Origin of the sequence: Lysinibacillus sp. SGAir0095, assembly GCF_005491425.1 — a bacterium.
Taxonomy (GTDB): Bacteria; Bacillota; Bacilli; order Bacillales_A; family Planococcaceae; genus Ureibacillus.
In genome coordinates, this window is sequence record NZ_CP028083.1 from 4,113,508 (window position 1) to 4,132,948 (window position 19,441).

Annotated in this window: 20 protein-coding genes; 5 read left to right on the plus strand and 15 right to left on the minus strand. The window is 36.1% G+C overall.

The window, feature by feature from the left end; genetic code table 11:
* Positions 1-179: 179 nt before the first annotated feature.
* On the minus strand, positions 180-1,658 hold the full coding sequence (locus tag C1N55_RS20240; protein ID WP_137730449.1) for a M23 family metallopeptidase: 1,479 nt from the start codon (positions 1,656-1,658) through the stop codon (positions 180-182).
* Between the two features lie 476 nt (positions 1,659-2,134).
* Between C1N55_RS20240 and C1N55_RS20245 the strand changes: the two genes are divergently transcribed.
* Positions 2,135-3,022: a YitT family protein gene (locus C1N55_RS20245; RefSeq protein WP_137730450.1), complete on the plus strand. Its 888-nt coding sequence runs from the start codon at positions 2,135-2,137 to the stop codon at positions 3,020-3,022.
* A 106-nt stretch (positions 3,023-3,128) separates the two neighbouring features.
* On the opposite strand, the gene C1N55_RS20250 is transcribed toward C1N55_RS20245, so the two are convergent.
* The 5 genes from C1N55_RS20250 to C1N55_RS20270 form a co-directional block, all read right to left on the minus strand.
* Positions 3,129-4,415, minus strand: coding sequence for an adenylosuccinate synthase (locus tag C1N55_RS20250; protein WP_137730451.1), 1,287 nt, complete (start codon positions 4,413-4,415; stop codon positions 3,129-3,131).
* A gap of 257 nt (positions 4,416-4,672) precedes the next feature.
* Positions 4,673-6,034 (minus strand): replicative DNA helicase, encoded by a 1,362-nt coding sequence (gene dnaB, locus C1N55_RS20255; protein WP_137730452.1) that lies wholly within the window; start codon positions 6,032-6,034, stop codon positions 4,673-4,675.
* A gap of 12 nt (positions 6,035-6,046) precedes the next feature.
* Positions 6,047-6,493, minus strand: a complete 447-nt coding sequence (gene rplI / locus C1N55_RS20260; protein WP_137730453.1) for a 50S ribosomal protein L9 — start codon at positions 6,491-6,493, stop codon at positions 6,047-6,049.
* Positions 6,490-8,463 (minus strand): DHH family phosphoesterase, encoded by a 1,974-nt coding sequence (locus tag C1N55_RS20265; RefSeq protein ID WP_137730454.1) that lies wholly within the window; start codon positions 8,461-8,463, stop codon positions 6,490-6,492. The genes rplI and C1N55_RS20265 overlap by 4 nt, the downstream gene beginning before the upstream one ends.
* Before the next feature lie 12 nt (positions 8,464-8,475).
* A complete protein-coding gene (locus C1N55_RS20270) occupies positions 8,476-9,417 on the minus strand; it encodes a YybS family protein (protein WP_137730455.1) in 942 nt (313 codons plus the stop codon).
* A 451-nt stretch (positions 9,418-9,868) separates the two neighbouring features.
* Here C1N55_RS20270 and C1N55_RS20275 point away from each other — a divergent pair, with 451 nt between their 5' ends.
* On the plus strand, positions 9,869-11,098 hold the full coding sequence (locus C1N55_RS20275; protein WP_137730456.1) for a hemolysin family protein: 1,230 nt from the start codon (positions 9,869-9,871) through the stop codon (positions 11,096-11,098).
* 65 nt (positions 11,099-11,163) lie between these two features.
* Here C1N55_RS20275 and rpsR read toward each other — a convergent pair whose 3' ends face one another.
* The 3 genes from rpsR to rpsF form a co-directional block, all read right to left on the minus strand.
* Entirely contained in the window at positions 11,164-11,400 is a 237-nt protein-coding gene (gene rpsR, locus C1N55_RS20280) for a 30S ribosomal protein S18 (protein ID WP_036172223.1), read from the minus strand.
* A gap of 89 nt (positions 11,401-11,489) precedes the next feature.
* A complete protein-coding gene (ssb, locus tag C1N55_RS20285) occupies positions 11,490-12,062 on the minus strand; it encodes a single-stranded DNA-binding protein (RefSeq protein ID WP_137730457.1) in 573 nt (190 codons plus the stop codon).
* Positions 12,063-12,109: 47 nt separating this feature from the next.
* Positions 12,110-12,397, minus strand: coding sequence for a 30S ribosomal protein S6 (gene rpsF, locus C1N55_RS20290; RefSeq protein WP_137730458.1), 288 nt, complete (start codon positions 12,395-12,397; stop codon positions 12,110-12,112).
* A 247-nt stretch (positions 12,398-12,644) separates the two neighbouring features.
* Here rpsF and C1N55_RS20295 point away from each other — a divergent pair, with 247 nt between their 5' ends.
* Both C1N55_RS20295 and C1N55_RS20300 read left to right on the plus strand, forming a co-directional pair.
* On the plus strand, positions 12,645-13,208 hold the full coding sequence (locus C1N55_RS20295; RefSeq protein WP_137730459.1) for a DUF3267 domain-containing protein: 564 nt from the start codon (positions 12,645-12,647) through the stop codon (positions 13,206-13,208).
* Positions 13,201-13,761: a metalloprotease family protein gene (locus tag C1N55_RS20300; RefSeq protein WP_137730460.1), complete on the plus strand. Its 561-nt coding sequence runs from the start codon at positions 13,201-13,203 to the stop codon at positions 13,759-13,761. The genes C1N55_RS20295 and C1N55_RS20300 overlap by 8 nt, the downstream gene beginning before the upstream one ends.
* A 32-nt stretch (positions 13,762-13,793) precedes the next feature.
* Here C1N55_RS20300 and ychF read toward each other — a convergent pair whose 3' ends face one another.
* The 3 genes from ychF to C1N55_RS20315 form a co-directional block, all read right to left on the minus strand.
* Positions 13,794-14,894 carry a redox-regulated ATPase YchF gene (gene ychF / locus C1N55_RS20305; protein ID WP_137730461.1) on the minus strand — a complete coding sequence of 367 codons (1,101 nt, stop codon included), beginning with the start codon at positions 14,892-14,894 and terminating at the stop codon, positions 13,794-13,796.
* Positions 14,895-15,028: 134 nt separating this feature from the next.
* Positions 15,029-15,229 carry a DUF951 domain-containing protein gene (locus C1N55_RS20310; protein WP_137730462.1) on the minus strand — a complete coding sequence of 67 codons (201 nt, stop codon included), beginning with the start codon at positions 15,227-15,229 and terminating at the stop codon, positions 15,029-15,031.
* A complete protein-coding gene (locus C1N55_RS20315; RefSeq protein ID WP_137730463.1) occupies positions 15,229-16,149 on the minus strand; it encodes a mechanosensitive ion channel family protein in 921 nt (306 codons plus the stop codon). The genes C1N55_RS20310 and C1N55_RS20315 overlap by 1 nt, the downstream gene beginning before the upstream one ends.
* A gap of 115 nt (positions 16,150-16,264) precedes the next feature.
* On the opposite strand from C1N55_RS20315, the gene yyaC reads away from it, so the two are divergent.
* Complete coding sequence (yyaC, locus tag C1N55_RS20320; protein ID WP_137730464.1) at positions 16,265-16,897, plus strand: spore protease YyaC; 633 nt, start codon at positions 16,265-16,267, stop codon at positions 16,895-16,897.
* Here yyaC and C1N55_RS20325 read toward each other — a convergent pair.
* Genes C1N55_RS20325 through C1N55_RS20335 form a run of 3 tightly spaced genes read right to left on the minus strand, consistent with a single transcriptional unit; the run spans position 16,814 to position 19,192 of the window.
* Positions 16,814-17,521 carry a DUF554 domain-containing protein gene (locus C1N55_RS20325; RefSeq protein ID WP_137730465.1) on the minus strand — a complete coding sequence of 236 codons (708 nt, stop codon included), beginning with the start codon at positions 17,519-17,521 and terminating at the stop codon, positions 16,814-16,816. The two genes, yyaC and C1N55_RS20325, sit on opposite strands and share 84 nt — an antisense overlap.
* 59 nt (positions 17,522-17,580) lie before the next feature.
* Complete coding sequence (locus C1N55_RS20330) at positions 17,581-18,438, minus strand: ParB/RepB/Spo0J family partition protein (protein WP_137730466.1); 858 nt, start codon at positions 18,436-18,438, stop codon at positions 17,581-17,583.
* Positions 18,431-19,192 carry a ParA family protein gene (locus C1N55_RS20335; protein WP_137730716.1) on the minus strand — a complete coding sequence of 254 codons (762 nt, stop codon included), beginning with the start codon at positions 19,190-19,192 and terminating at the stop codon, positions 18,431-18,433. The genes C1N55_RS20330 and C1N55_RS20335 overlap by 8 nt, the downstream gene beginning before the upstream one ends.
* Positions 19,193-19,441 lie beyond the last annotated feature (249 nt).

Sequence of the window (19,441 nt, forward strand, 5' to 3'; positions counted from 1 at the left end):
AGCTATTATACCAAATAAACTCGATCAACAAGTATTAGAAACCGTTAATCTATTAATCAGTATTATCTGAATAGGTTATACCTGGTTGTTGATTATTTTTTGGGAAATAATTCGACAAATTTAGTCATTCTGTTTTAATAAAAAAGACAGTCCTTTTAGTTTGGACTGTCTTACTTACATTAATTGTTTAAATAAGATAATGGATTCACCAGAGCACCATTTTTATGCATTTCAAAGTGTAAATGAGTACCTGTTGATCGACCAGTTGATCCCATAATTCCGATAACAGAACCCTGTGGTACAACTTGCCCTACACTTACATTAATTTCTGAAAGATGGGCATATACTGTTTCATAGCCGTTGTTATGGTTAATGACGATTCTTTGTCCGTATGTCCCATCCCAACCAGCTGCAGTCACAACACCATTGTCTGATGCTTTGATATTATAGTTTGATGGGCGAGCAATATCAATACCTCTATGGTAGCTTCCCCAGCGTTCACCCATATGACTGGAAATATAACCACCTACTGCTGGCCATGCAAAGCTGCCTGTCCCGCGTGACGAGATAACTTTTGTTCCTACTACTGTAATACTATTAACTGGCTCGGATACGACAGTTTCTTTCGTAACCGTTTTTTCGACTACAGCCCCATTAATTTGAGAAACTAGATAAGAAACTTCTTTCTGACCGTTAGACCCTTCTTGTTTAACAACTGTTTCGCCTTTGAACTTTGAGTCATCTTCTTCAATGATTTTTTCAAAAGGCATTTCCACTAACGAATTTGTTTCTTTCACAATTTCTACATTCAGTAGTGGTTTTTCAACCGTAATATTGATTTCTTGACCAATTTGAAGTAAAGAGTCTTCTTTTAAATCTGGATTCAACTCCAAAATTTGTGCAGTCGTTAGATTATGAGTATTTGCTATTGAACCAAGTACATCACCTGATTGTACTGCATATACTTCTTTTTCAAGAGAACCTGTTTTTAAAAATTCCACTGCCTTCGCAGGTGTTAAAATCTGTTTCGGATCAATTTTTGCTTCGTCACCAGAAATTGCTTCTACTAATTTAATTTCTTTGATACGAGTTTCATCAGCTTTTAAAGCGGGTAGAGTTTCAATAGATGCATTTGCTTCATACTTTTGTAACTCTTCTGCTGTCACATACTGAAGTTTCAATAAGCGAATTGTTTCCTCGTAAGCAGCTTGATCCTTTAAATAAAGAACTGGCTGACCATCAATTTGTAGTGCATAGCTTTCTGCTTCTACGATCATTTCCTCATTCAACTTTGCGATTGTATTAGCATCGTCCGTTTCGTAAGAAAATACTTGTTCAGGAATTAAAGTAACACTAGAATCCCCATCAAAAACGTAATCTTGATAGATTGCTTTTGCTTCCTGTTCTTTGGTTTCGATAATTTCTGTAACAGCAACTTCATTTGAAACTGCTCCTACATATGTATCTCCTACGTAGACGTGGTATATTTTTTCAAAACCACTAGCACTTGTTGTATTTGCATATATAAAGCTAGAACTAAATGTTGTGAACAATAAAGTAGATATAGCCGCTTTTTTAAAGATGTTAGTTTTACTAGATTTAAGACTTATAGTTTGTTTCTTTGTAAAGTCCCCGTTGACGTTCCATTTCGAACTCATGATAAAGCCCCTTCCAAAGATCACCCATTCAATGGGCTAATTTCCATGTGAAAATTTCACTTTTTTACTGTACCATAATCTTTTTTTCTATTAAACCATTTGAGTCCTTTGTAACGAAAATGTATTATTTGAATATTCGCTGTTACAAAATAGGAAAATAAAACTAGAGTACCGTAACACCCTTATGATAAATAGATATATTCATTAAATTTCTATTATTATTTCTAAATAAACCTTCTTTTCTTTTAATTTTTTGCTATATATTTAAAAAGTTCTTAATTTTCAGTATAATTATATTGTTCTACACATTCGCAGCCAACTGTTTTTCTTCGACAAAACAACTACTAACCTATTGATATTTTTTAGGAAATTCTTCTCACTCCATAAATATTTCAATCCATTATTTTTTTCAATCCATTTTTAATCTTTTTTAATACTGATCCATATATTTATAAGAGTAGATTAGGGGGAAATGAATGATCAAAAATAAAACCATCTATGCTTCTGAGAAAAATAAAATTAGTATTGGAACCAAAGTTTTACGCATTATGATGGTCATCATCGGTGCTCTCATTTTCGCTGTTGGTCTTGAGTTATTTTTAGTGCCAAATACAGTAATGGATGGTGGAGTTGTCGGGATTTCTATTATTGTATCTCACTTAACCGGAATACCTACGGGAATATTCATTTTCTTTATTAACATACCTTTTATATACATAGGTTATAAACAAATCGGGAAAACCTTCGCTTTAACGTCTTTACTCGGCATCACCATCCTTTCAGTTGCAACCCTAGTTATGCATCATATCCATCCATTTACAACTGATTTATTACTAGCCACTGTGTTTGGTGGAATCCTGTTGGGTGTAGGCGTTGGTCTGGTTATTCGTTATGGAGGCTGTTTAGATGGTACAGAGGTGATGGCCATTTTAACCAATAAAAAGCTGCCATTCTCTGTTGGGGAAATCATTCTCATTATTAATCTTGCCATCTTTGTTGTTGCTGGTTTTGTTTTCACGTGGGAACAGGCCATGTATTCCGTGATTGCTTACTTTATCGCATCAAAGGTCATTGATATTGTCGTATTGGGAATGGAGGAATCAAAATCCGTCTATATCATTAGTGACGAGATTGAAGAAATCGGTCAGGCGATCATGGCTCGTCTAGGTCGTGGAGTTACCTATCTACATGGTGAGGGTGCCTACACAGGGAATAACAAAAAGGTGATTTTCTGTGTTATTACACGGCTCGAGGAGTCAAAAATGAAAGAAATTGTTCGAACAATTGATACACAGGCTTTTCTGGCTATCGGGAATATTAGCGAGGTTAAAGGTGGTCGCTTTAAGAAGAAGGCCATTCACTAAACAAGAAAAACTACTAATGGATTTCTATCCATTAGTAGTTTTTTAACTAGGATTTTTGATTTTTTGTTTGCGTCTGTCGCAAGCTTTCGGCGCAGAACTATCATTGTTAATCCCAGATTGGATTAACAATATTTGTCTGTTCACGTGCTGGGCCTACTGAGAATGTCATTAGCTTGATGCCAGTTAGTTCTACTACGCGTTCTACGTATTTACGAGCGTTTTCTGGCAGTTCCTCTAACGTGCGAACTCCTGTGATATCTTCTTCCCAGCCTGGAAGTTCTTCATAAACAGGTTTACATGCTTCTAGTACATGTAAGCTCGCTGGGTATTCGGTAATCACTTCTCCATTATACTCGTAAGCTGTACAAATTTTTACTGTTTCAAGACCTGATAACACATCGATTGAATTCAATGCTAAGTCAGTAATTCCACTTACACGACGAGAGTGGCGTACTACTACAGAGTCAAACCAACCAACACGGCGTGGGCGGCCAGTTGTCGTACCATATTCACGACCCACTTCACGTATTTGATGACCGATTTCATCGAATAATTCTGTTGGGAATGGACCGTCACCTACACGGGAAGTATATGCTTTGCTGACACCAACTACACGAGAAACATGAGAAGGGCCAATCCCTGTACCTGTTGTTACACCACCGGCAACTGGATTTGAAGATGTAACGTATGGATATGTTCCGTGGTCAACGTCTAGCATCACGCCTTGTGCACCTTCAAATAGGACACGTCCACCTTCATCAATTACATCGTTTAATACTTTTGAAGTATCTGTGACGTATTTCGCAAGTTCTTGGCCATACCCGTAAAATTCTTCGAAGATATCTTCGAATTTTAAGCCTTCCACTTCGTAGAATTTTTCGAAAAGGCGGTTCTTCTTTTCTAAATTCTCACGCAGCTTTTGTTCAAACACTTCACGTTCAAGTAAGTCCGCAATACGGATTCCCATACGTGCGATTTTATCTTGATAACATGGGCCAATCCCTTTGCATGTCGTCCCGATTTTATTGTCCCCACGAGAAGCCTCATCCACTTTATCCTGATAGATATGATACGGAAGAATAACTTGGGCACGGTTAGAGATACGTAAGTTCGACGTATCAATCCCACGTTCTTGCAATCCTTTTAGTTCCGTTACTAGAGATTTCGGGTTGATTACCATCCCATTTCCCATAACCGATGATTTTTCTTTATAGAAAATACCTGATGGAATTAAATGCAATTTGTAAGTTTCATCGCCAATTTTAATTGTATGACCTGCGTTATCGCCACCTGAAAAACGAGCGATAATATCTGCTTTTTTAGATAGGAAGTCAGTAATTTTCCCTTTACCTTCATCTCCCCATTGTGTTCCAACAACTACAACTGATGTCATATCAGCACCTCCGCTAGACTCAAGTACGTTTATTATTCTCATTAATAAGTAAAATATCCCATTAATTCAGCTTGAACAACTCGTACAATTATTATCTCAATTACTTATTCGTATTTATCTACTCATAAAATATTTTACTATTTCAAACAGCTTTAATTGTAACAGTGATTGCCAGTAGAAGTCAATGAAGAATAAGAAAAAACACGAACAAATGATTAGTAATTTTTAACCATTGTTCGTGTTCTATATTTTGATTGCTAACCTGCATTCGCTGGCATCGGGTGCTGTGACCAATCAATATTGATAAACTTATTGAATTCTTTTTTAAATGCCAAAGTCACCGTTCCAGTCGGACCGTTACGCTGCTTGGCAATAATAATTTCAATCATATTTTTACTTTCACTTTCTTTATCATAATAATCATCACGATATAAGAAAGCAACAATATCAGCATCTTGCTCAATACTTCCGGATTCACGAATATCACTCATCATCGGACGTTTATCTTGACGTTGCTCAACACCACGAGATAACTGTGATAAGGCAATTACAGGAACTTTTAATTCACGTGCAAGGGCTTTTAACGAACGGGAGATTTCAGATACCTCTTGCTGGCGGTTTTCACCACTACGCCCACTCCCTTGTATTAACTGCAAGTAATCGATTAGGATCATTCCCAATCCGTGCTCTTGTGCAAGACGACGGCATTTTGCACGGATTTCATTTATACGGAGACCAGGCGTATCATCAATAAAAATACCTGAGTTCGATAAACTTCCCATTGCCATCGTTAACTTACTCCAGTGGTCTGCTGTAAGTGCACCTGTACGTAAAGCTTGTGCGTCGATATTACCTTCCGCACATAACAAACGCATAACGAGCTGTTCAGCACCCATCTCCAGAGAGAATATGGCTACATTTTCACGTGCTTTAATAGCTACATTTTGCGCAATATTTAAGGCAAATGCGGTTTTCCCAACAGAAGGACGCGCTGCTACAATGATCAAATCGTTACGCTGGAAACCAGCTGTCATATGATCTAAATCATTAAACCCTGTAGGAATACCTGTTACATCACCATCTCTGAATTGAAGTTGTTCAATATTATCATAGGTTTGAACAAGTACATCTTTTACGTGCTTGAAGTCACCGGCATTTTTGCGGTTCGCGACTTCCATCATTTTCTTCTCAGCTTCTGATAAAAGTGCTTCAACTTCATCTTCTCGTGTATAACCATCTTCAGCGATTTTAGTTGCTACACGGATTAATCTGCGTAAAAGTGCTTTTTCTTCAACTATTTTTGCATAATAGGCGATATTTGCAGCTGTTGGAACGGCATTAGCAAGCTCTGTTAAGTAAGAAAGCCCACCAACGTCTTCAAGTTCCTTTCTGACCGATAATTCTTCTGTAACCGTGACAACATCTATCGCTTTTCCTTGATCACTTAAGTCCAGCATCGTTTGAAAGATTTTTTTATGGGCAATTCGATAAAAATCATCCGCTATTAAAATTTCTGATGCTGTGATTAAACTTGTCGGTTCAAGAAATATCGCACCAATAACCGATTGTTCTGCTTCATGGTTATGCGGTGGAACGCGGTCCATAACGGAATCGTTCATAGACATCTCTCCTTAAGCCTCTTCTACCACATGTACTTTTAAAGTTGCTTTTACATCGTGATGTAATTTAACTGGAACATTTGTATAACCTAACGAACGAATACCTTCACAATCCATTTTACGTTTATCAATCTTGATGCCATGGTCTTTTTGTAGGCCTGCAGCAATTTGTTTTGTTGAAATCGAGCCAAATAGACGACCGCCTTCACCTGATTTCGCTTTAAGTTCAACTTCTAATTGTTCAATCTGTTCCTTTAAATCTTTTGCAGCTTGTAGCTCAGCTGCTGCATTTTTTTCTTCTAGTTTCTTTTGGCCTTGTAATTGGCTTAACGCTTGATTAGATGCTTCTACTGCGTATCCATTTTTAATAAGGAAATTATGTGCGTAACCATCCGCAACATTTTTGATTTCGCCTTTTTTTCCTTTACCTTTTACGTCTTTTAGAAATACTACTTTCATTCTCCATTACTCCCTTCAACTGTTTCTAAAATAGCTTTTGTTAAACGATCCAGTGCTTCTTCTATAGTCTCTACATCCATTTGACAGGCAGCATTTGTTAAATGACCGCCACCGCCGAGTTTCTCCATAATAACCTGCACATTAATGTCACCCAATGACCTTGAGCTAATGCCGATTAAACCGTCTGAACGATGGGCGATGACAAAGGATGCTGTTACATCCTTCATTGTCAATAAAATATCAGCTGTCTGGGCAATTAAAACTGAATCGTATGTTTTTTCTTCGTCTCCTCTGGCAACTGCAATGCCCGGGTAAACAAAATTAACTGTTTGTATTAATTTCGAGCGTTCAATATACGTATCAATATCTTCTTTTAATAGTTGCTGAACAAGGATTGTATCTGCACCATATGTTCTTAAATAGGATGCTGCTTCAAAAGTACGGGCACCTGTACGCAAAGTGAAGCTTTTCGTATCAACAATAATTCCCGATAATAGGGAAGTAGCTTCAAGCTTTGTTAGCTTTTCATCTTCCGGTTGATACTCGAGTATCTCTGTAACTAACTCTGCAGTAGAGGATGCGTATGGCTCCATGTAGACAAGTGTAGGATTTTGGATAAACTCTTCACCACGTCTATGATGGTCGATCACTACAACTTTATCTGAGCGCTTCAAAAGACGTGCATCCATAACAAGACTTGGTTTATGGGTATCTACAACGATCACTAATGATTTTTCAGTCATTGCAAAAAGAGCTTCCTCAGGTGAAATAAAGTAACGGTAAAGATCCGTATTTTCTTCAATTTCATGCATTAGTCGGCTAACACTGCCATTGAGTTCATCAAAGTTGACTACAACATAGCCATTCACTTTGTTTTTCTGAGCCATTTTACGAACACCGATTGCTGCTCCGATTGCATCCATATCAGGATTTTTATGTCCCATAATAAATACTTGATCACTTTCAATTATCAAATCTTGTAATGCATGAGAAATCACCCTTGCTCTTACTCTTGTACGTTTCTCTACTGGGTTGGTTTTCCCTCCATAGAACTTCAACTTACCGCTAGGCTGCTTAATAGCAACCTGGTCCCCACCACGCCCGAGCACTAAATCTAGACTTGATTGAGCCAATTCACCTAATTTGATAAGCGAAGAGGAGCCGGCACCAACCCCAATACTCAACGTAAGCGATAGATTTTTTTGAGCCGTTTTCTCTCGGATATCATCTAAAATTGAAAATTTTTTCTTCTCTAGTTCAATTAGAATCGATTCATTTAAAACGGCTAAAAAACGATCCGAGGAAATTCGTTTATTGAAAATACCATGTGCAAATGCCCACTCATTAATAATTGACGTGACCACTGTATTTGTTAAACTTCGTGTTTGGTCATCCATGCCTTGTGTTAATTCATCATAATTATCGATAAATAATATAGCTATGACAGTACGATCAGCGAAATATTGAGATTCAATCTTTACTTGCTCTGTTACATCAAAGAAGTATAAAAGTTTTTCTTCTTGCTTATAGACCACTTTATATTTATGTTCATTAATTGAGACGGTTTGCTCACGCTTTTCTTCTGATTTGGTTAAACTATATAGTTCATCAGAAAGGTCAAACATTTCCAATCCGATTAGTGATTCCTCATCAATAATTTCGGACATATATGGATTTGCCCATTCAATAACAAACTTATCATTTACGAGTAAAATTCCTATAGGGATTTCTAAAAGAGCTTCTGAACCTACTTTTTTCATTCGAAATGATAGCGATTCAATATGTTTTTCAGTTTGTGAAAAGGTGATTTTTTCAATTCTCCATGCATATACTAACCCGATGGATGTGACTACTGCATAGGCTACGCCTAACCAAATATTCCAAATGGTCAGTAGGATGGCACCTATTAAGCCAATCATCGTTAGATACATAAGAGGATGTCGAATTAGTCGCTTCCTATAAGTATCCATTTTATCAGCTCCCTACTTCTGAATCTTACCTTTGACAATTGAGCGTATGTCAAAACCTAAATCCAATATTCCTATTAGTACAAAGAAGGAATACAGTGGAATTGCCATAAAAGCTGCAAGTACTTTTAAAAATTTAGGTGACCCGTATGCACTAAGAATAAAATAAATCAGTGATAATCCTTGTAAAACTAATAGCATCCAGAGTACTAAGGAAAAGTTAAGACAAATCACGTAAAGTGTTGACCCAATTTCAGGACTAATAAATAAATTAATCGACAATACAATTAAGTAATACCATAATACCGCTTTTGGCAAACGCATATTCTCAAAAGCACGAAATTTTGGTATGTTAATTCCGAAGCGTTTTAACATTGGTAAATTCAATGAAATAATGATAAATGTAATAGAAAAGACCGCTATTGTAACAGTAGCTGGAATCATCATTTCCAGCGTATCAAACATTCTATTCACTGTTTGTTCATCTAAAGGTGACTGTGCGTTTAAACTTTGTGAAAGTTCAATAGATTTTTGATAGCTTTCACGCATGATTGTCATGAATTCCTTAATAATGTCTACTTCAAATAACTTTAAGGATATAACATATTCTATTGCAAAAGTTATAAGTGTGGTAACTCCTGTAGACATTAGTAAGTATACTTTGCTTCTTTTTAACCTTAGTGCATCTCCTATTACGACCCCAATTGCTGAATAAATTAGAGCAAAAGGAATGATCAGCAATCCTCCAATGAAGAAGCTTGTGATACACCCAATTAATGCTACTAAAATCGATGAACTTCGATCATATTTCGCACTATACCAAGCTATTGGCAGTGGAGCAAACAATGTAGCAACAAGACTAATGATTGGTACATAAAAGGCGATTGCAATAAAAATTGTAAATAATGCTATCATCATAGCACCATGAGCTAGCCTTTTCGTTTGATTATTCGGCATGTATAACCTTCCTTTGACTAATTAGAAAAAATCCTTGTCATTCGTATATTGTACCATCTTTTTATACATTGGACAAAAATGCAAGGAGCAAAACTCCAGTCTTTTGCTATAGATAAAGTCGACAAATTCAGATAAGGAATTTGTCGACTTTTTATACTATATTCACTACCACTCTTAGATAGTAATATTGAATTTATTGTCACACGGAGCATGTTATAATTTTCCCCCAAATCCCTTTAAAATTGTCAATACTATGATGAAAGATAATTAAATTGCTAAAGTGATAAAAAAGATTCAACCACAGTTTAAATTACTTGGGAATGGAAATTAAAAATTCTGTTCCCTTTTATTTATCAAAAAAATTAGATTGCCCTAATGCTTGAAGTTGAAATATATCTAAAATTAATCAATACTATTATGTAAGTTTTATATTTTAAGGGGGAAATTTACTGTGATCTTTGCGATCATTTTCTTGTTGTTTGTTTCCTTTTTCTTCTCAGGAAGTGAAACAGCATTGACAGCCACTAACAAAATGCGGCTTCAATCGAGGGCTAGTAATCATGATAAAAAAGCCGAAAACCTACTCAAATTAGTTTCAAAACCAAGTGAATTCATCACAACAATTCTAATCGGGAATAATATTGCCAATATTCTGCTTCCAACCTTAGTTACGACAATTGCTATTCAATACGGTTTTAATTTAGGACTTGCTTCTGCCATATTGACAGTCATTATTATTGTTTTTTCTGAGGTAATTCCGAAATCGATAGCAGCTGCTTTTCCAGATCGTATAGCTTTTCTGGTCTACCCTGTAATTCGTTTCTTTGTTATCATTTTTAAACCGATTACGTTCATACTTAATTCTCTAACAGGAGCTTTAACTAGAGCTTTGTCTAAAAATCAGGTCAATGATGGTTCGATTTCGAAGGAAGAATTACGGACCATGGTAGATATTGCAGATATTGAAGGGGCATTTAATCTAGCAGAGTCTTATCGTATCAAGGGAGTAATGGACTTTCATGAGTTAGATGTAAAGGATGCCATGAAAACACCGCGTATCAATATTGTAGCCCTATCAAGCACAGCTACTTTTGAAGAAGCACGGGAAATTGTTATGCAAAATCCTTTCACCCGATATCCTGTTTATGGAGAAAATATAGATGATATTATAGCTGTATTCCATTCCAAAAACATTATATCCTGGTCTTTAGAACCTGAGAGACCCTTAGAAGCATTTTGTGATAATGACCCTCTAATCGTCTATGAATTTCATTCCATTGATTTGGTATTAAACAAAATGACAAAAGAAAAGAAGCATATGGCAATTGTATTAGAAGAGTATGGTGGTACGGAAGGTATACTTACTCATGAAGATATCCTAGAGGTAATGCTTGGTTTCGAAATTGAGGACGAGACGGATCTAAATAATGAAAGTCTAGTTGAAAAGATAACGGAAACTGAAATTATTTGTGATGGGAAAATAACACTCCATCGACTAAACACTATTTTCTATACAAATATCCCAGAAGAAGAGGACGTTCTTGCGGGTTACCTCTTAAACGAAATTAAAGATTTTCCAATCGAAGGGGACGTTATTGAACGAAATCATCTTCGATTTAAAATCTTAACAACAGACAATGGAGCTATCAAAAAAGTTCAAATTATTAAAATGAGCCAATAAAATAGTTCAGACCAAAAAAGTACAACAAGGGTTTAGAAACCTTTGTTGTACTTTTACTTTATATCTTATTTATCTTCCGCTACGAATGGAAGAAGAGCCATAATACGAGAACGTTTAATAGCTGTAGTTAATTTGCGTTGGTATTTTGCACTTGTACCAGTTACGCGACGTGGTAAAATTTTACCGCGTTCAGAAATGAACTTTTTAAGTAAATCTACATCTTTATAATCGATTGTAGTAATGTTGTTTGAAGTGAAGTAACAAACTTTACGGCGTTTGCGGCCTCCGCGACGTTGTGCCATTTCGATTTTCCTCCTTTATGAGTTTTTAGTTTCTAATGTCTGGCTTCATAAGCTGTTGTCAGAGCTGGGCGAAGTGTTCGCTTTTCCTCTTAGAACGGTAAGTCATCTTCAGAAACTTCGATTGGTCCTTTGCTCGATGCAAATGGATCCTCATCTACACGTGTATAATTTTGCTGATTCATAGAAGGTTGAGATTGTTGGTAAGAAGGAGCAAATGGATCTTGATCCATATTGCCACCACCAAATTGTTGGTTTGGTTGGCTTGTACCATATGAAGGTTGGTTGCCTCCATATTGTGGTTGCCCTCCATACTGTTGATTTGGCATTCCTCCACCACCAGTGTTGCGTGGTTCTAAGAATTGAACAGCATCCGCTACAACATCTGTTGTATAAACACGTTTTCCATCTTGACCCTCAAAACTACCTGTTTGAATACGGCCTTCTACACCAATCAAACTTCCTTTTTTCATGAAGTTTGCCAAGTTTTCGGCTTGTTTTCTCCAAGCAATACATCCGATGAAGTCTGCTTCACGTTCACCTTGTTGGTTCGAAAATGTTCTATTTACAGCGACTGTAAAACGAGTCATAGGAACGCCACTCGGTGTATATCGAAGCTCAGGATCTTTCGTAAGTCTTCCAACTAGTACGACACGGTTTATCACAATTTCAACCTCCTTTTTTCAGCATTTTTGTTAAAATTAAATGTTAATTAAGCTTCTTCACGAACAGCCATGTGACGAATAATGTCTTCGCTGATGTTAGCTAAACGAGTGAATTCGTTAATAGCTTCAGTTCCAGCGTTAGCTTTTACGATTTGGTAGTAACCTTCACGGAAGTCGTTGATTTCATAAGCTAAGCGGCGTTTGCCCCACTCTTTAGACTCGATGATTTCAGCGCCGTTTGAAGTTAAAACTTCATTGAAGCGTTCTACTAATGCTTTTTTCGCTTCGTCTTCAATGTTTGGACGAACGATGTACATTACTTCATACTTTTTCATCTATTTTGCACCTCCTTATGGACTTGGGCTCTCCGACATGGCGGGAGCAAGGAGTAAGTAATATATACTCACATCATTGAATTGTAGCACACTTCGACACTCTATGCAACAAAGATCATATTTTTATCTGAAGATGTATTTATCACTTTCCATATTTTATTTTCAGTGTTTTCAAACAGCTTCTATTTTTACAGTACAATTTCAGATTTTTACCCTTTATAATGTTACATATAAGGGAAGTGAAAAAATGCCACAAGACTCAAAACCTGAAATTATCATGCTGGATATGAAAAAAATTGCGAAAATGAATATGTGGTTAACCCTTGGCTTAAGTGTTGGATTTTTCATGGTCAATGGGTTTATTCATCAACAATTTTCGGTATCGATATCATTTTGGAATATACTGCTTTTCATAGCTAGTTACATTATCCTTATTGCATTACATGAAGTTTTTCATTTACTTGGATTTATGATATTTGGAAAAGTAAAATTTAATCAATTAGAATATGGAGTAAATTTAAAATTAGGTATTGCCTATGCAACCACCACTCAGCCATTGCCGAACAAAGCAATGAAAAAATCATTATTATTACCATTTTGGACGACTGGTGTTATTCCCAGTATTATTGGTTTTACTGTTCAATCAAATATATTGCTGCTTTTAGGTGCATTTCTAATTGCAGGTGCTATCGGTGATTTTTATATGTACAAGGAGCTACGCAAATTCCCAAATACCTCTCTTGTCAAGGATGACCCAGAGTTGCCAAGATTGTATGTATATGAGGAAGGGGTTAAAGTGAACAATGACTAATCATGTAAAAGTCGTCACAATAGATGAGCAAAAAATTGTAAAGCAAACAATCATTTTAACGATTATATTAAGTATTTTATTTACAGCTCTAAATTATTTCTTGCAAAGAGATTTTTCATTTAGCATACTACGATTGATCTTGGGCGTAGCCATTTATTTAATTGTCTCATTAGTTTTAGTTATTGCTAACGAGTTACTAAATATAATCGGTTATCGATTCCGTTGCAAGGTTGCTCGTGAATCCATATCCCTTTCCATTAATCTTGAAAAAGGGTTAATCTATTCTAAAACATCAGAAAAAATTAAAAACGCACATTATCAATCTGTCTTTTTAACTTCCTTTTCAATTACGGGGATTCTCCCATTAGCTATTGGTTTTGCTATTGGCAGCTATCCTTTATTGCTTGCAAGTGCTTCTTTTATTGCAGGTGGACTAGCAAATTTTAAAGGGATTAATAAGCTTAGGAAATATCCGGATGATTGTTTAGTACAAGATGTTCCAGAGGATTTTAGTGTATATGTTTATCTAGAAAGTGAAAAACAGGCATCCTAATTGGACGCCTGTTTTTTTATTGAGCATTCAAATTAAACGTTGAAGCGGAATAACATTACGTCGCCATCTTGTACAACGTATTCTTTCCCTTCTAAACGTACCTTACCAGCTTCTTTTGCCGCTGCCATTGAACCAGCTTCAACTAAATCTTCATAAGCTACTGTTTCGGCACGAATAAACCCGCGCTCGAAGTCAGAGTGAATTACACCCGCACATGCAGGAGCCTTCATTCCTTTACGGAAAGTCCAAGCACGTACCTCTTGTACACCAGCAGTGAAGTAAGTTGCTAAACCTAACAAGTCATATGAAGCACGAATTAATTGGTCTAATCCAGACTCTTCAATTCCTAGTTCTTCAAGGAACATCGCTTTTTCTTCATCATCTAATTCAGAAATTTCTTCTTCGATTTTTGCACAAATTGTAATGACTTGAGCACCCTCTGCATCTGCAAATTCACGTACCTGTTGTACGTATTTATTGTTTGCAGCATCTGCAACTTCATCTTCAGAAACGTTTGCTACATAAAGCATCGGTTTGATTGTTAAAAGGTGTAAACCTTTAATTACTTTTAATTCATCTTCTGATAAATCGGCAGATCGTGCTGGCTTTTCTTTTTCTAATGCATCTTTTAGTTTTACTAAAATCGGCTCTTCAATTAACGCTTCTTTATCTTTTTGCTTGGCCATTTTGCCTACACGTTGAAGGCGTTTTTCTACAGATTCCATATCCGCCAAAATTAACTCTAGATTGATGACTTCAATGTCATCAATCGGATTAACAGAACCCGAAACGTGAGTAATATTTTCATCTTCAAAGCAACGAACTACTTGGCAGATAGCATCTACTTCACGGATGTGGGATAAGAATTTATTTCCTAAACCTTCTCCTTTTGATGCACCCTTTACAATTCCTGCAATATCGGTGAATTCAAAAGCTGTTGGAACAGTTTTTTTAGGTTCCACTAATTCAGTTAATTTATCTAAACGTGCATCCGGTACTTCAACCACTCCTACGTTAGGGTCAATTGTTGCGAATGGGTAGTTGGCTGCTAATGCACCTGCTTTTGTAATTGCGTTAAATAATGTAGACTTTCCTACGTTCGGTAAACCTACGATACCAGCTGTTAGCGACATGAGAGTTGACACGACCTTTCTATTTCTCTTCTAGTTTTTTTACTTTCAAAGTAGCAATAATGATAGAACTAAATAATATGAAACCATTGTTTATTATATGGATAAGTAAAGAAAAAGTCTAATACGCCCTGATTTTACTCTTCAGTTGCTTTGACTAATACTTTTTTCATTTTCTTTTCAAATTCACGACGAGGAATCATCACGCTATGACCACATCCTGTGCATTTAATGCGAATATCAGCACCTAATCGTATTATCTTCCAGGCATTTGTTCCACAAGGATGCTGTTTTTTCATTTCCACGACATCATTAAGTTCAAATACTTTTGCTTCCATTATGCCTCATCTCCCTTGCCAAGATTTATACTTGGATCAACCATCATCATTTTTTGATAAGCCATTGGTATGCCATTTTTCTCTAATATATTCGTTATATCTTTTCTCATGGCACGAGCAACTGCGAAATGCTGGTAAGGCTTTGTTTCCGCAACAACTCGAATCGTCACTTCTATCCCAACAACATTTTGTACACCTACAAAAACAGGAATATCAATTAATTCCTCATACAAAGCAGGAAGCGATTTTAAATACGGCTTAACTAATTCCTCGATCTTATTGATATCCGCACCAATACCAACCTGCAAATCGACTATCGCCTTTGAATTATTAACAGAATAGTTGATAACATCTGTAATTTGACCATTCGGTATAATGTATTGTTCTCCTGTATATCCCAAAATCTTAGTCGTTCTTAAACCAATTTCAATTACTGTTCCTTCAGCTGCACTTGTTGTATTTAATTTAATATAATCTCCTACCCCAAATTGATCCTCCAGGATAATAAAGAATCCGGTAATAATATCTTTTACTAAGCTTTGTGCACCAAAACCAATCGCTAAACCGGCAATCCCTGCTCCAGCAAGTAACCCTCCGATATTAATATTAATGGCTGATAAAATGGCAATCATCGCTGAGAAATAAACTAAATAGCTTAATGTGCTATGTAATAATTTGATGATTGTTTGTTGTCTACGCTCATTTTGATTAATAGGTGTTTTTACCTTTAATGTCAGAACTCTTGTAATAACTCTTTTACCTATAAAAATAACGAGATAGGATACCAAAAGAATCGTTACAATCTTTACCGAAGCACTTATAACAAATGTCCATAATTCTTCGCTTGTAAAATAACTCCAAGCTTTTTCCGACTTCTCCGTTATGTCTTCAACTTGTGTATCTAAAACTTCTGTCGCCATTTTTCCACTCCTTGTATAACTAACTAAATATTTGAATATACTTGATACCAATATAGTTCATTTTTTACCATATAAGCTAAATTATTACCAATTCTAAAGAAAGCGAGAATTGCTTATGCAAAAAATTTCGAAAGTCCCCTTAAATTCATTTGTCCATCATGAGCAGACAGGTGCTCTTTGGCAATTAAGTGATTTATTTTTAAATCATATTCCTTTTGACCATGAACAATTAATATTTTGCTGCATTGGAACAGATCGTTCAACGGGCGATTCTCTTGGTCCTTTAACAGGCAGTTTTTTATCTAGTTTTCATTCATTCCCATTCGAAGTCATTGGTACGCTCGAAAACCCATTACATGCCATCAATTTATCATCGACAATGGACGAAATTAACCAAAAGCCTATTACTCCTTATATTGTTGCCATTGATGCTTGCTTAGGAAGCGAACGAAATGTAGGTCATATCGTTCTTCAAGATGGCCCATTATTCCCTGGGAAGGCTGTAAAAAAAGAATTACCTCCAATCGGTGACATTTCTATTAAAGGAATCGTCAATGTTGGAGGCTTTATGGAAATGCTTGTTTTACAAAATACCCGTTTAAATGTTACCTATTCTATGGGCAATAAAATCGCTCGAGCTTTACTGCTTGCCTGGCAGCGTCATTTATTGAAAAAGAAAAATGAACACCACGACAATACCAACTACCACAATTCCAGGCAGCAAATTGGCTACTCGAATTTTAGTTAAGCCGGCAATATTTAATCCGATTGCCATAATCATGACACCACCTGTTGCCGTCATTTCTTGAATAAATAAGTTTAATGCAGCTTCAGGTATATATTTACTGATTACCCCTGCAAGAAGGGTAATAGTACCTTGGTATAAAAAAACGGGGATTGCAGCTAACATTACACCTATTCCTAACGTGGATGCTAAGACGATCGCAGTAAATCCATCTATAATCCCCTTTGTAATTAGAACAGAGTGATCATTTCGAATACCACTATCCAATGCACCTAGAATTGCCATTGAACCGATTACAAAAAATAATGTAGCATTTATAAATCCTTCCGCTATACTACTCTCTGACGTTTGCTTCCCAATTTTTGTTTCAATCCATTGCCCAAAACGAAACAATTGCATATCTAAATCAAGCCATTCACCAATGACTGCACCTATAACAAGACTAATAATTACAATAATGAAATTAGTAGTCTCCATTCCCATTTGAATTCCTAGAACAGCTACCGCAAGACCGATAATCGATAAAACAGTTGTTTTCATTTTTTCAGGGATTCCCTTTAAAATGCGCCCGATGCTTGATCCAATAATAATCAATAAGGCATTAATAATTGATCCGAGTAATACCATTTTTTTACCCCTTATGTCTTAGAAAAAAGAGCGCCTCGAACTTGGCGCTCACAACTTTTCTATTCTTCTAGTTGTAATATTTCCAAAATACGCTCTAAATCATCCTCTGAATAAAATTCTATTTCTATTTTCCCTTTATTCTTTGATTTTTTGATTTGAACATTTGTTCCAAAGTACTCACGTAATTGTGTCTCAGTTGCCTGTACAAAAATATCTTTTCTAACAGGTTTTTCCGTTTCACGTGAAACCTCTTCATTTAGTTGTTTTATTAGAGCTTCTAACTGTCGTACATTTAACCCGTGCTTTATAACTTTTTCAGCCACTTCAGGTATTCTTCTTTTGTTTTTTAACCCTAACAATGTACGTCCATGTCCCATTGATAACTCACCATTATTCACCAATTCACGTACCTCGTCTGGCAAGGTTAGTAGGCGAAGATGATTCGTAATGTATGGACGGCTTTTCCCTAATCGGTTTGCTAGTTCTTCTTGGGTAAAATTAAGCTTTTCAATCAAGCTTTGGTAGGCTTCTGCTTCTTCGATAGGTGTTAAATCCTCACGTTGAAGATTCTCTAAAATGGCTAGCTCCATCATTTGATCTTCTGTCAGATCTCTTACTATTGCAGGGATTTCATTTAAATTGGCAAGTTTTGCGGCTCTGAAGCGTCTTTCACCAACTACGATTTCAAACTTTTTCCCCTTTTTTCTAACAACGATAGGCTGAATAATCCCGTGCTCTTTTATGGATTGAGCTAATTCTTCAATTGCTTCATCTTCAAATGTTTTTCGTGGTTGAAAGGGATTAGCAACAAGCTTCTGTAAGTCGATTTTTTCAATTTGAGCTTCGTTAGTCTGTATGTTATCTAACGTTTCGGTCGGAAATAATGCCCCTATTCCTTTACCTAATCCTCTAGCCATTTTTAATCACTTCCCTTGCTAACTCTAAATAAACTTCTGCACCTCTTGATTTTGAATCATAGATAATGATTGGTTCGCCATGACTTGGTGCCTCACTTAAACGAACATTACGAGGGATAATTGTTTTATATACTTTGTCTTGGAAGTATTTTTTTACTTCCTCAATCACTTGTAGACCGAGATTTGTACGAGCATCAAGCATCGTTAATAAAACACCATCAATATACAGCTCTTGATTTAGATGTTTTTGAACAAGACGGACAGTCGATAGTAATTGACTTAGTCCTTCTAGTGCGTAGTATTCACATTGAACTGGAATAATGACGGCATCCGATGCAGTTAAAGCATTTATTGTTAGCAATCCTAAGGATGGTGGACAGTCGATTATTATGTAATCATATTGCTCTTTTACATTTTGCAGTGCATGTTTTAATCGGACCTCACGTGAGATTGTTGAAACAAGTTCAATTTCTGCTCCTGCAAGAGAAATTGTTGCAGGTACTACATCTAAATTTTCAACCTTTGATTGTTGAATAACATTTGCTACTTCTTCATCATCAATTAAAACGTCATAGATACAACCTTGAATTTCACCTTTATTTATACCTACACCACTTGTAGCATTACCTTGTGGATCAGTGTCTATTAAAAGAACTTTTTTCCCTAAATAAGCAAGGCAAGCGCTCAGATTTACTGAGGTAGTAGTTTTACCTACCCCACCTTTTTGGTTTGTAACGGCAATAATTCTTCCCAACCTTTTTGCACCTGCTTTCATCACTCAATTTATATATGAATTGAATTTAGTCACTAAGTTCATTTTATCAAATTTATAAACTAGATGTACGATTACAAAAAACTAATTTATAAATTTCATAGTAGAAAATTAGGCTTATCGTCATCTCCTTCGACGATAAGCCTTGTTTGCACTTATGCAGCTAATAAGTAGTTGAGTACTTTTCTAGCTGTAGAAAAAGAGCCATCTCCTATGGAATCTGAGACAGCT

Coding starts and splice junctions, on each gene's coding strand:
- C1N55_RS20250 (WP_137730451.1), bottom strand. CDS start 4,415: ATGACATCAGTTGTAGTTGTTGGAACACAATGGGGAGATGAAGGTAAA.
- dnaB (WP_137730452.1), bottom strand. CDS start 6,034: ATGAACGATTCCGTTATGGACCGCGTTCCACCGCATAACCATGAAGCA.
- yyaC (WP_137730464.1), top strand. CDS start 16,265: ATGCAAAAAATTTCGAAAGTCCCCTTAAATTCATTTGTCCATCATGAG.
- C1N55_RS20245 (WP_137730450.1), top strand. CDS start 2,135: ATGATCAAAAATAAAACCATCTATGCTTCTGAGAAAAATAAAATTAGT.
- C1N55_RS20330 (WP_137730466.1), bottom strand. CDS start 18,438: ATGGCTAGAGGATTAGGTAAAGGAATAGGGGCATTATTTCCGACCGAA.
- C1N55_RS20265 (WP_137730454.1), bottom strand. CDS start 8,463: ATGGATACTTATAGGAAGCGACTAATTCGACATCCTCTTATGTATCTA.
- rpsF (WP_137730458.1), bottom strand. CDS start 12,397: ATGAAAAAGTATGAAGTAATGTACATCGTTCGTCCAAACATTGAAGAC.
- C1N55_RS20310 (WP_137730462.1), bottom strand. CDS start 15,229: ATGGAAGCAAAAGTATTTGAACTTAATGATGTCGTGGAAATGAAAAAA.
- ychF (WP_137730461.1), bottom strand. CDS start 14,894: ATGTCGCTAACAGCTGGTATCGTAGGTTTACCGAACGTAGGAAAGTCT.
- C1N55_RS20270 (WP_137730455.1), bottom strand. CDS start 9,417: ATGCCGAATAATCAAACGAAAAGGCTAGCTCATGGTGCTATGATGATA.
- C1N55_RS20300 (WP_137730460.1), top strand. CDS start 13,201: ATGACTAATCATGTAAAAGTCGTCACAATAGATGAGCAAAAAATTGTA.
- C1N55_RS20295 (WP_137730459.1), top strand. CDS start 12,645: ATGCCACAAGACTCAAAACCTGAAATTATCATGCTGGATATGAAAAAA.
- C1N55_RS20240 (WP_137730449.1), bottom strand. CDS start 1,658: ATGAGTTCGAAATGGAACGTCAACGGGGACTTTACAAAGAAACAAACT.
- rpsR (WP_036172223.1), bottom strand. CDS start 11,400: ATGGCACAACGTCGCGGAGGCCGCAAACGCCGTAAAGTTTGTTACTTC.
- rplI (WP_137730453.1), bottom strand. CDS start 6,493: ATGAAAGTAGTATTTCTAAAAGACGTAAAAGGTAAAGGAAAAAAAGGC.
- C1N55_RS20315 (WP_137730463.1), bottom strand. CDS start 16,149: ATGGCGACAGAAGTTTTAGATACACAAGTTGAAGACATAACGGAGAAG.
- C1N55_RS20325 (WP_137730465.1), bottom strand. CDS start 17,521: ATGGTATTACTCGGATCAATTATTAATGCCTTATTGATTATTATTGGA.